Source organism: Mycobacterium sp. (assembly GCF_035623875.1).
In the GTDB taxonomy this organism is placed as follows: Bacteria; Actinomycetota; Actinomycetes; order Mycobacteriales; family Mycobacteriaceae; genus Mycobacterium.
This window is the reverse complement of record NZ_DASPSP010000181.1, coordinates 1-12,158: the sequence shown is the minus strand read 5'-3', so window position 1 is coordinate 12,158 and position 12,158 is coordinate 1. Positions and strand designations below refer to the sequence as shown.

9 protein-coding genes and 1 riboswitch are annotated in these 12,158 nt (G+C 64.2%); of the genes, 1 reads left to right on the top strand and 8 read right to left on the bottom strand.

Translation table 11 applies throughout. The annotated features are described in order from the left end of the window. Nucleotides 1-39: 39 nt before the first annotated feature. Nucleotides 40-372, bottom strand: coding sequence for a hypothetical protein (locus VEI45_RS14955; protein ID WP_324854497.1), 333 nt, complete (start codon nucleotides 370-372; stop codon nucleotides 40-42). A 331-nt stretch (nucleotides 373-703) separates the two neighbouring features. Further along, a riboswitch (M-box (ykoK) riboswitch) is annotated at nucleotides 704-877 on the bottom strand. 169 nt (nucleotides 878-1,046) lie between these two features. Between VEI45_RS14955 and VEI45_RS14950 the strand changes: the two genes are divergently transcribed. Further along, on the top strand, nucleotides 1,047-1,706 hold the full coding sequence (locus VEI45_RS14950) for an O-methyltransferase (protein ID WP_324854495.1): 660 nt from the start codon (nucleotides 1,047-1,049) through the stop codon (nucleotides 1,704-1,706). A gap of 6 nt (nucleotides 1,707-1,712) precedes the next feature. Here VEI45_RS14950 and VEI45_RS14945 read toward each other — a convergent pair whose 3' ends face one another. The 7 genes from VEI45_RS14945 to VEI45_RS14915 all read right to left on the bottom strand — a co-directional run. After that, nucleotides 1,713-3,740, bottom strand: coding sequence for an acyltransferase family protein (locus VEI45_RS14945; RefSeq protein WP_324854520.1), 2,028 nt, complete (start codon nucleotides 3,738-3,740; stop codon nucleotides 1,713-1,715). A 322-nt stretch (nucleotides 3,741-4,062) separates the two neighbouring features. After that, on the bottom strand, nucleotides 4,063-5,223 hold the full coding sequence (locus VEI45_RS14940; protein WP_324854493.1) for an NDMA-dependent alcohol dehydrogenase: 1,161 nt from the start codon (nucleotides 5,221-5,223) through the stop codon (nucleotides 4,063-4,065). Between the two features lie 31 nt (nucleotides 5,224-5,254). Next, entirely contained in the window at nucleotides 5,255-6,958 is a 1,704-nt protein-coding gene (locus VEI45_RS14935; RefSeq protein WP_324854491.1) for a class I adenylate-forming enzyme family protein, read from the bottom strand. 2 nt (nucleotides 6,959-6,960) lie between these two features. Continuing rightward, entirely contained in the window at nucleotides 6,961-8,157 is a 1,197-nt protein-coding gene (locus VEI45_RS14930) for an FAS1-like dehydratase domain-containing protein (protein ID WP_324854489.1), read from the bottom strand. 11 nt (nucleotides 8,158-8,168) lie between these two features. Beyond that, nucleotides 8,169-9,161: an MDR family oxidoreductase gene (locus tag VEI45_RS14925; RefSeq protein ID WP_324854487.1), complete on the bottom strand. Its 993-nt coding sequence runs from the start codon at nucleotides 9,159-9,161 to the stop codon at nucleotides 8,169-8,171. A 31-nt stretch (nucleotides 9,162-9,192) separates the two neighbouring features. Beyond that, on the bottom strand, nucleotides 9,193-10,629 hold the full coding sequence (locus VEI45_RS14920) for an aldehyde dehydrogenase family protein (RefSeq protein ID WP_324854486.1): 1,437 nt from the start codon (nucleotides 10,627-10,629) through the stop codon (nucleotides 9,193-9,195). A gap of 15 nt (nucleotides 10,630-10,644) precedes the next feature. Then, the coding region (locus VEI45_RS14915) for a thiamine pyrophosphate-binding protein (RefSeq protein WP_324854484.1) at nucleotides 10,645-12,158 on the bottom strand (1,514 nt) is incomplete at its 5' end.

Below are 12,158 nucleotides of genomic sequence, written 5' to 3'. Positions count from 1 at the left end.
AACGTGCCCGCGTCAACGTGTCAGCAGCGGTGACTTTCGCTACGAGGCGGATGCCCGCCTAGCGAAGCTGTCGTCACCGGCAGCGGAGTTCAGGACAAACAACGGCTTCTTGCTGATCCGGCTGCGGTAATACGACCAGGGTGGACGCTGCTCTTCCGGAAGGCCCACCATCTGGTCGAGCGAGTTGGCGGCATGCAGCGCAGCGGCGACATGACGCTGAACGCGCCCCAAGTCGCTGAAGGCCCTGAACATGTCATCGCAGCCGGCGCCGGGGACAGTGCTTTCCGAGAGCAGCTCCAGTGCTTCGAGAAGTGCCGCACGGACGTCCCCGCAGGCCCGATGGATCTGACGCTCGGGATTAGGTCGTGCCATGACCGCTCCCGCGATTTGCCTGTGAGGCAACAAATTCCATGATCGTCTCCTGTCGGAAGCCCGACCGACTACCACAAGTCATTTCGGCCACCGGAGAATTTCGCGCACACCTCATCGCCCCACGCACCAATTGCGCGCGGGCACAACCGAAGTAGCGTCCGAGAAAGGCTCAGGCGACAGAAGAAATGCCGCGAACGGATCGGGACGAAACGGATTTCGAATACGGATGCGGACTGTCGCTCGGACTCATCTCGCCCATCACCTCCTCACGGCCAGGACACACGGGGGTGTCGCCCAGTGCACGCACAGAAGGGGATTTGACGCCAGCGGCGACGCACCCCTCTCGTCGGAGCTTCGGCACTGCACGGCGTATCCGGAGTTTCATCCGGAAGCCACTTGGGCTCAACCCTTAGCCCGGGAGGAGCTGTCCTGACCCGGGGCGTCTCTCGACGTTCGGGGTCAGTGGCCTATATCCATGCAGACGCCTCACCTACCGAGGTGCTTGCGAATCCATCCTGACACCGGAAGCGGGTGCAGGTCAAACATTCTTGGAAAAAAATTTGCGGTCAGCCGCGCGCCGGTGCAGATTAGCCGGCACAGGCCCGGGGTCCGTCGAGGGTCGCCAGTCGTAGGGAGCCAACAACTTGCGACCGCGGCGGCCTAGGCTCGACGGCATGTCCACCACATTGCAGGATCACCGGGTCGCAGCAGCCCTTGACCGGATGTACACCGCGTCGAGGGAACAGATGTCGCAGTTGCGTGATTTGCCAGGTGTGATGTCGACGGCGATGACTGCGCAGGAACGCGCCGACGCGATGAGCGCGTTCTACATCCCGGTAACGCCGGAGGCCGGCCGACTGCTGTATTCGCTGGTGCGGGCAACTCGTCCCGCGACCATTGTGGAATTCGGTATGTCGTTTGGTATTTCAGCGCTTCACCTGGCGTCAGCGTTGCGCGACAACGGCAGCGGCCGAGTGGTGACCACCGAGCTCAGCGCGGACAAGATAGCCGCTGCTAGGCAGACATTCGTCGAGACCGGGTTGGACGACCTGATCACCATCCTTGAAGGCGATGCGCTTTCCACGCTTGCCCGTCTGGACGGACCGGTCGGTCTCGTGCTGCTCGACGGTTGGAAGGAGCTGTACCTTCCGGTGATCAAGCTGCTCGAACCACGTCTGTCACCGGGAGCCCTCGTCGTCGCCGATAACACCGAGATGGCGGACGCACAGCCCTACCTCGACTACGTCCGTAACGCCGAGAACGGCTACGTTAGTGTCAACTTCGCCGCTCGCGAGAGTGACAGCATGGAAATCAGCTGTCATGTCGGCAAGTAGCGGCAACTATCTCAGCGATTCCTCGAGCCACGGCATTAGCCACTTCACGCCTTCGGGGGTCAGGTGCACACCATCGCTGCGCACCTGAATGCCGTCGACTTTGGCGGTGTACGCACCTTCTGGGCACAGCTTTTTGTTCAGGTCCAGTATCCCGACGCCTGTGCGTTGTTCGATTGTTCTGCCCAGCATCGTGTTCCATTGTTTCACCCGCTCGGGTTGATCCTCTGGCCACGAGCTCCCGTCCGGACGTTCGCCCCGCCGGCTATAAGGCAGGTTGGCCACCGTCAGTGGAGCACCGCTGGAGCTGAGAATGTCTACCGCGCGCCCCAATTCACCGGTCAGGTATGCGTCGAACGCCGGGTCACCGATGTGGGTCCACCTTCCCTCGTTGACCCGATCCACTGTCTCCCAGCGGCCGACGATCAGCAGTATGGCGTCGGGCCGGTCGGCAGCGATCTCTGATCGCCATCTGCTCGGCCACGACTCACATTCGCTCTTCTGATCCAACGTCTGGCCGAGATAGCGGTACGGGCCGCCACGCACCAAGCTGCACCCGATGACGGTGTGGTTGATGAAATGGAACCCCGGCGTGGCCGGGAGGTAATGCATCAAGGTCCAGCCGATCGAGTCGCCGAAGACCGACACGGTGAATGGCCGCCGCGGATCTCGCTGCGCGACGGCGCGCGCAGGTCTGGGTCCCTTCGGTAGGGACGGTGAAACGACCGCGACCGGCGACACGCCAGGTGGCAAGCTGCCGTCCAGCGACCCGGCGCCGGGCCGGGGACCGACCGGAACCACCAGCATCGTCACCGCGGCAGCGGTCGCGGCGGTCGCTCCCGCCAGCGGCAACAGCGGCACCTGCACCGGCCGCCATCTCCTGACGGGCCGCTCGACCACCCACCACGACACAGTGGACACTGCCAGGGTGGCGGCGCACCGGACGCCGAACAAGGAGAGTCCAGACCAGCCGGTGCGCTCACCGTTGAGCACCAGAAAGATCGGCCAATGCCACAGATAGATGCCGTAGGAGATGGTGCCCAGCCACGCCACCGGACCCCAAGCCAGCACGGCGGCGACAGGTCCGCGCTGGTCGACCGCCACCGGGGCGATCACCAGCGCCGCCGCAATGGCCACCGCAATCAGCAGACCTCCGCGGAACTCGCGAGCGCTGCCGGTGGCGTAGTGGGTCGCCATCCCCAACATCGCCAACCCGATCACCGGCAACACCCGAGCGGTCCATTTGGCCCACCGAGATCGGAGCAGCGACCAGCCGCGGTTCAGCGCCGACCAATCGCCCACCAACAGCGCCGACGCCGCGGCGCCCACCAACAGCGCCTGTGCTCGGGTATCGGTGCCGAAGTAGACGCGGTCACGAGTGGCATCGGACGCGAGCAGGATCGCGGCCGCGGCGGACCCCAGTGCACCCAACACGGCCAGCAGAAACACCGTCAAGCGGACCCCGCCCAGCGTGGCCCATCCATCCCGACGACGTGCCCGTGTAGCCAGCACCACCGCCACCACGACCAGCAGCAGCGGCCACACGATGTAGTACTGCTCCTCGACACCGAGCGACCATGCATGCTGCAACGGCGACGGCGGAGCACCCTGAGTGAAATAGTTGGTCTTGTCGGCGACGAACATCCAGTTGGCTACCCAGAAGAAGGCGGCGACGGCGTCATCGCGCAAGCCGGCAACGGCCTCGGGCGCGAAGAATTGGCGGCCGACAGCCACCGCCAACACCATCAGCACCAACGCCGGTAGCAGCCGGCGGGCACGCCGAATCCAGAAGTCGCCCAAATCAATACGGCCGCTTCGGCCCAGCTCGTCAAGCAGCAGCGAAGTGATCAGGAAACCGCTGAGTACGAAAAACACGTCGACACCCAGGAATCCGCCCGTCATGCCGGGGATGCCGCCGTGGTCGGCGAGCACCAGTGCGACGGCCACTGCACGCAGGCCATCCAGCGCGGGAATACCGGGACGGCGCGTTGACCGTCCGTCATTGTCGCTACTTCTGGTGGTGGTGAGACGGCGCACTGGCGGAGCAACCCATCGGGCACGCCGAGCACAGCGGACCGGCGCGGGGTAGATCCCGGCCGGTCCCTTGCTCACTTTTGCAGCGCTCCGACCGTTCGCCTGGCCGGTGCCGTAGTTGCCGCCGATGCGTCGATGCCCCTCCCTGCCGGATCACCCGTCAGTTTAGGTGCGCCTCTAGCGCATCAGCGGAAGACACGACGCTCGCGGCAACCGAAATATGCTGCTACGCCGAGCCATGGGCGGCTTCCGCGTCGGCGCCCAGTGTAGGTTCTCAAACTGCATGGCGGAAGCCGGTCCTATACCTGCGGGTTTGCAGACGGCTTTAGAGGCCGGCGAAATCGATGATGCCGCGAATGTTGCGTCCTTCGCGCAGGTCCGCGAACGCCTCGTTGATCTGGTCCAGCTGGTAGTGCCGGGTGACCAGCTCGTCGAGTTTCACCACGCCGGCCTGATACATCGACAACAGCTTCGGCACGCTGGTGCGCGGATTCATCCCGCCGTAAAGCACTCCCTTGAGTTGCTTGGCCGAGAGCACCATCTCCTGCAGGATCAGCGGAACCAAGGGCTCACTGTAGGGGGTGATGCCGGTGGCAACGCACGTCCCGCCCTTGCGAAGCAGGATCATCGCTAACGCGATCAAGTCCACGTGCAGAACACCAGGAGTCAAGATGACGCGGTCGGCCATCACGCCGGCGGTGATGTCTTTCACCAGTGGTATCGCCTCCTCAGCGGAAGCGACGGCATGCGTGGCGCCGAAGATCTTGGCCGAATCCCGTTTGTACTCAACCGGATCCACCGCGACGATATAGGTTGCGCCGGCCGCGCGCGCTCCTTGCAGGGCGTTCATTCCGACACCGCCGGTTCCGATGACGACGACGGTGTCGCCGGGCTCGGTGCCTGCCGAGACCGTCGCCGAGCCCCAACCGGTGCTGACACCGCACGAGACGAGTGAGGCGGCATGGAACGGGATCGCGTCGTCGATCTTGATGACGGACCTTTCCGTTAGCACCGCATATTCCGCGAACGTGCCGAGTTGACCATAGGCCAAAAGGTTTTCGTCGCCGAGATGCCGGCGGCAGGTTCCGTCGGTGGGCATCTCTCGCACGAACAGGCTCGCGCCGGAATCGCAGATGTAGCTCTGCCCGTTGACACAAAACCGGCAATTACCGCACGCGGGAATGAACGACATCGCCACGTGATCCCCGGGCTGCACCGTCGTCACGGCCGGCCCGATCTCTTCGACGACACCAGCGCCCTCGTGACCACCGAGCAACGGGAACCAGTCCGGTACGGGCATGCCGGTCGCGGCCAGCACCTCGGGGGTCGGCACCACGTCGCCGGTGATCAGGTGGTCATCGGAGTGGCAAACGCCGGCAACGGCCATGCGCACCAGGACTTCACCGTCGCGTGGCGGGTCGAGCTCCACCTCGCGGATCTCCCAGTCCTCGCCGACCCCGCGCAGCACAGCGGCACGACACTTCATTACAACCTCCTTGATGGTGGGCCGGCCCGGCTCAGTTGCCGGCCAGCCGCTTGGCCGCTAGTTCCCGAAGCTCGCCGGCCTTTATCTTGGCATTGCCCGTCAGCGCCACTTCGTCCTCGCCGAAAAACAGCACATGGCGCGGCACCTTGTAGCTCGCCAATCGCTGCCGCAGGAACACCAGAAGCTGCTCGACGTCAAGGATCACGTCATCGTGCGGCACGACGCAGGACACCACGACCTCTCCGAGCGTTTGGTGCGGAACGCCGACGGTCTGTGCCACCTTTACGCCGGAATGGGTGATGAGGGCCTCATCAACCTCGCGTGGCGAGACATTGGCACCGCCGGTCTTGATGATGTCGGTGATCCTGCCTTGCCAGTAGAGTCGGCCGGCGTCGTCGAGATAGCCACCGTCGCCCGTAGCGAAAAACCCCTCGGCGTCGAGAGTCTCGTCAAGTGGAGTGCCGATATAGCGGAGCATGAGCGTGGGTCCCTTGACGCTGATTTCGCCCGCCTCGCCGCGCCGAACGATGTCCCCGGTCAGCGGATCGGTGATCTTGAGCGCCACACCGGGCAGCGCCACTCCGAAGCTGTCCGCATGGACTTCGGGCGGAGTGTTGGCCGGGTAACCGGTTATGATCGTGAATGTTTCGGTGTTGCCGTAGGCATGGCCCGGTTCGTACCACTCGCCCGAAACCGTGGGATGGTGTGCGATCGGGGTCTTGAAATCCGCGAATCTCACACTGCTCAAATCCACCTGCCCCCAGTTGGGTGCGCCTTGCAACTGGGTCCACTGGTGGGGCCAGGCGAACGGAAAGTTCACCCTTTCGGCCTGTATGAGCTCGAGCGCCTCTGCGGCGTCGAACGTCGATTGCAAGACGAGGGATCCGCCGCTGGCCAACGTAGATCCGAGCACCATCGCAAAGTTGCCGGACCAGAAAAAGCCGTTGGCGGTCCAGCCTCGAATGTGGTCGTCAGGGCTGAACCCGTACATCCGCCGGAAGCGCCACAGTTGAATGCACACCCCGCGATGTGCGCTGAGGACGCCCTTCGGCGTGCTGGTGGAGCCGGACGAGAAGAACAACACCGCGGCATCGCTTGGCAGCACCCCGGCGGCAGTTGCCTCGATCAGCTCGCGGGGTTCCCCATGACCGGACGCCAGGAACTCATCCCACGCTTCGATACCAGGTGCAGGCTCGCCCACCAGCGCCAGTCGGCGCAAAAACGGGTAGTTCGCCGATTCCAGCGCCCCTGGCCGCGATGTGCCGATCGCCGGTTCCAGCTCGGCCAGAACGGCGGCGAAGTCCTTCGCGAGCACCCTGCGCTCGAACAACAGCACCGAAACGGCGGAGGCCCGGATGAGGTAGTCCAATTCGGGCAGCGTAGAAAACGTGCTGAGCGTGACGGCCACTCCGCCAGCCAGAGCCGTACCGAACACTGCGGCAATCCATTCCGGCCGGTTCGTCATCAGAACGCCGACACGGGCGTCCTTGCCCAGGCCGCTCTGGCGCAGCGCACGAGCCACCTCGATCGCGCGCTCCCAAAGCTGCGAGTAGGTCCAACGCGTGACGCCGTCGGCGGTGCGCCACACTAGCGCCTCGCGCTCGCCATACATCTGCGTCACTTCGCGCAGGAAACCCGGCAGCGTGAGCGCCCCCAGCCCAGGCTCATCGGATAGCGGTGGACCGAATATTACGGAAGCCCCTTGTGCAACTTGCGAACCCGTCTCGGCAACCATGGCTACAACGGCAGTTCGACCTCGGCCGTGCAGCCCACCAACATTTCTCCGCTCTGGTTGGTCAGGCGCAGCTTTACCTGTACGAGAGGCACACCCCAGGTCGACTCCGCTTGCTTGTCGACGATTTCGGCGTCGAAATAGGTCACGTCACCCTCGAACGCGGGCGTACGGAAGTCGGCCTTGGAGTGGCGCACCATGCCGTCGTGGCCGGCCCAATACGCGAGATAGTCGGTGCACCAAGCCCCCATCGTTGCGCCGTAGCCATAGGCGCGCGCCATGCCAACTTCGCTGGCCCGTTCGGCGTCGATGTGACCGCGCGACGGGCCGACGTAGAGCCCGTCGCGCTTGCGTGGATCGATCTTCGCGTCTTCTTCGTCGAAAGCGAAGTCCTTGCCCCAGCCCGGATCCTGATAGATCCACGGATCCTTGATACCCGGCGGCGCCACCCAGTGGAAGGTGCCCCAGATGTTGAACAGGAAAGCCCGGTATTCGGTGGTGAAGCTGGCGATGCTGTGCGGGCCGATCACCCGACGAGGCAGCGTGTCACCAACCTTCACCTCGTCGAAGCGCGGCGAGACACCCATGCGGTTGGATTCGAGCCACTCACGCCGCAGCCTTTCGACTTCCTCGAGCTCGGTTTGCGTCCACCGTTTGATCTCGCCAAGCTGATTTCCAAACATCCCGCGCTTGGTCGCTTCCTCGTAGAGATAGCGGATCGCGGTGGAACGTTCGCGCGCCACCAGGGTGCCGTGCTGGTTGGTGTGGATGGTGTCGCCGCGTGAGAACATCGTTGGGCCGGCGAATTTTGTCTCGGTCACCTTGTAGTCATGAAACCGACGCTCCTGGAACAACTTGTCTCCGGGCCGTACCGGGGCGCCGTAGAACCACCATTCCTCACCACCGAAGATCAAGTGGCTGTTCGGAATATGGCCCACACACGCGGGCGCCGCGCCGTGTCCGTAGTCCAGGGCCACCGCGATAGACTGCGGTGCAACGATGCCGCCGTACTTCGAGCCGCGAGCGAACTGCTCATCCCAGTGCAGCGGATTGGGGTAATCCATCGCCATCACCCAGCGCCGGATGTCGGATGAACTACACGGATCCCACAGCTGGCCGCCGCCCACCGGCTTGCCCACTCGGTGATCGATGTCGGACAAGTCGAGCTGGGCGGCCGGTGATTGGGTGGTGTTCTCAGTCATCAGTGCTCCCGTCAGCGATTGACGTCGACAACGAGGCGCCCGCGCACTTGGGAGTCCATGAGCTCTCCCGCCGAAGCGATCGCCTCGCCCAGTCCGATCTCCCGGGCTATCGAATCCAGCTTGCCGGCATCCAAATCGCGGGCTAGGCGTTCCCACGCGGTCAGGCGCCGCTGTTTAGGCGCCATCACGCTGTCGATACCAAGCAGCGAAACGCCGCGCAGAATAAACGGCGCAACCGTCGCTGGAAAGTCCATGCCGCCAGCCAGGCCGCATGCGGCAACCGCGCCGCCATACCGCGTCTGCGCGCAGGCGTTGGCCAGCGTAAAGCTGCCGACGGTATCGACGACGCCCGCCCAGCGCTCCTTCTGCAACGGCTTGCCGGCCTCACTGAACTCGGCACGGTCCAACACCGTCACGGCGCCCAGTTGATGCAGGAACGCCTCCTCGGACGACTTTCCGGTCGCCGCAGCCACTTTGAACCCCGCCGCATTCAATAGTGCGATCGCGACCGTCCCGACGCCGCCGGTCGCGCCGGTCACCAAAATCTCGCCCTGATCCGGAGACACCCCGTGCTGCAGCAAGGCGTCCACGCAAAGGCTGGCCGTGTAGCCTGCGGTGCCGATCGCCATCGCTTGACGGGTAGTGAAAGCGGATGGCAGGGGTATCAGCCAATCGCCGTTCAGGCGGGCGCGCTGAGCGAGGCCGCCCCAATGCGTCTCGCCCACGCCCCAACCGTTGAGCACCGCACGGTCGCCCTTGCTCCAATCGGCGTGGCTGCTGTCGGTCACCACGCCGGCGAGATCGATACCCGGAACCATCGGAAATTTCCGCACCACAGGCGATTTGCCCGTAATCGCCAAGCCGTCCTTGTAATTCAGCGTGGAGTACTCGACATCGATGCTGACGAAGCCATCCGAGCCGTCGGGCAGCTGCGTCTCGTCCAAGTCGACGACCCCGACAGTCTGTCCTGCCTCGCCCTTCTCGATCAAAACTGCTGAAAACATTTGCGGCTCATTCCTTTGCGATCGACTGAAGCTACTGCGCGGCCTTTTCGGGTGCGTAGCCCAAAGTGCTCTTAACCTCCAAATACTCGTGGAAGCCGAACTCACTCCACTCTCGACCGTTGCCGCTGTGCTTGTAGCCGCCGAACGCCGCGTTCATGTCGAAGGCGTGGTTGATCGTCACCCACCCGGCCCGGATCTTGCGGGCCACCTCTCGCGCCTTGTCGTAGTCCGCCCCCGAGACATAGCCGGCCAAGCCGTAATCGGTGTCGTTGGCGATCTCCACGGCTTGATCGATGCCGTCATAGCCGAGGACGCACAGCACTGGCCCGAAGATCTCCTCGCGCGCAATCGTCATGTCGTTGGTGACGTTGGCGAAGACAGTCGGCTTGATGTAGTAACCCTTGTCCAGCCCTGCTGGGCGACCCGGGCCGCCGGCCACGACGGTCGCACCCTCGTCGATGCCCTTCTGGATCAGGCCCTGGACCTTGTCGAACTGTGCCCTCGACGCCACCGGCCCGATCGCTGTTTTATCGCTGGGGTTGCCCACCTTCACCTGCTCGGCGGTCTCCCGCGCGATGGTGATCGCCTCGACCATACGCGAATTCGGGACCAGCATGCGCGACGGCGCGTTACAGCTCTGCCCGGAATTCGGCATCATGTTGACCACGCCGGCGCGGACGTTGTCGGCGAAGCCCGCGTCGTCGAGGACAATGTTGGGACTCTTGCCGCCGAGTTCCTGGGTCACCCGCTTCACGGTCGGAGCGGCATTCGTGGCCACCTCGACGCCGGCGCGGGTGGATCCGGTGAACGACACCATGTCGACGTCGGGGTGGCTCGCCAGCGCGACGCCGACGCCGGGGCCGTCGCCGTTGACCAGGTTGTAGACACCGGCCGGCACACCCGCGGCATCAAGGATCTCGGTGAAGATGTAAGCCGAGAACGGCGCCACCTCAGACGGTTTCAGGACCATCGTGCACCCGGTCGCCAACGCCGGGTACACCTTGACCGCGATCTGGTTGAGCGGCCAGTTCCACGGCGTGATCAGCCCGCACACGCCGATCGGCTCCTTGGCGATCAGCGTCGCCCCGTGCTGCTCCTCGAATGGGAAGTTCTTCAGCACGTCGATCGCTGTCACCAGGTGACCGATCCCGAGTTGGACCTGTGGGCCGGCGGCCAGTGACGGCGGCGCACCCATTTCCTCGGTGACGGCGTCGGCGAGATCGTCGGTACGTTTCTGATATTCGGCGAGGATGGCTTCCAGCAGATCGAGGCGCTGTTCGCGACTGGTTTGCGACCAGCCGGCGAAAGCGCGTCGGGCGGCCTTGACCGCCACGTCGACATCGGCGGCCGAGCCGAGCGAGATCTGCCCGGATACCTGCTCGGTCGCCGGGTTTTCGACGTCAAAACTGTTGGGACGTAACGGATCGACCCAGCTGCCGTCGATGTAGAACTTCAGGTTTTCGCGCATGACAACCTTCCTTTTTTACTGGGTGCCTTCGGCGTACCAAGTGCGGAATTCACCATAGTTCGGCATCTCCTCGGAGTTGGCCTTCGGGTCGATGCAGACGTGCACGACGGCGGTCCTGCCGCTGGCATAAGCGCGCTTGACCGCCGCACCGATCTCCTCTCCCTTTTCGACATATTCGCCGTGGCAGCCGAAGCCCTCGGCGATTTTGTCGAAGCGCACGTCCTTGCTCCAGTGCACACCGGGCTGCGGTGACGGCTGGTCGAAGGTGCGCTTGTAGACGCCGACCTCGAGACCCCATTGGTGGTCGACGCCCACGACGCATACCAGCGGCAGCTTTTGACGTGCGGCGGTCTCCAACTCGGCGATGTGAAACATGAACGAGGAGTCGCTGGTCAGCAGCATGACCGGCCGCTTGCCGCCGTCTGCGATCGACGCACCGATGGCATAGGGCAAGCCCGTGCCCAAGTGGCCGAAGTTCTGGTTCCAGATTACGTCGTGTGGCTTGGCCACCGAATAGGTCCACTGAAAGATGACCGTCGCGCCGCCGTCGCGGACCATGATGCCTTCGGCCGGAAAGGCTTTGGTCGCTTCCACCACAAAGCGTGCGGGGTGGATCGGAGTCCGTCCACTCGGTGCGGTCTCGGCCAATTCGGCGAGCGTGTCTGCGTCCTGTTTGATCCAGCGGGCAAGATCGGCCGACGGCGAACGTGGGCTGTCCTTCAGCGCTTCGACCAGCTGTGGCACCACGCCGCGCAGGTCTCCCACCAGCGCCACATCGACCGGCCGGTTCACGCCAATCGCCAGCGGGTCCTGCTCCACGTAGATCCATTTTCGGGTGGCGTTATTTTCCGCCCAGTGCCTCGTTTTGCCGTAGTGAACCGGCTCACCGAGCTCGGTGCCGAGCGCGACGCACACGTCCGATGTGGCCACGGCCTCGACCGCCGCGGACGAAAAACCGTAGGGAAAGGTGCGATCCTCCAGCCCGGAGATGAACGACGTGCCGCCGGATGTCTGGATCACCGGGCAGGCCATCAGCTCGGCCAGTTCCCTGACCGCCGCACCGGTGCGTGACGTATGAACGCCGTGGCCGACCAGCAGGATCGGGTTCTTGGCCTCGCGAACCAGCCTGGCCGCCTCGGCGATTTCCCGTGCGCCGGCCCCATGATTGACAAGGCGATACGCGCTCGGAGACAGGGGATCTGCGACGTCCAACTCTTCCAGAATCACATGCGACGGATATTCGATGTAGGCCGGGCCGGGCGTTGTCGACATCGCTCGCCGAATCGCCTCTCGAACGATTTCGTCGGTCTGGTCGGCATATTCGATGGAGGCGCTATACTTCACCGTCGGCGTGAAAAGCCCTTCCTGGCGGACGAACTGGATGCGCCCACGCCGGACCCGACGTTCGGTGATGCGCGCCCGCTGGCCGCCGAGGAAGATGACCGGTGAGTGTTCCACCTTGGCACACATCATCGCCCCGGCGATGTTCGCCACACCCGGACCCAGTGTGCCGATGCACAAGCCGGGCT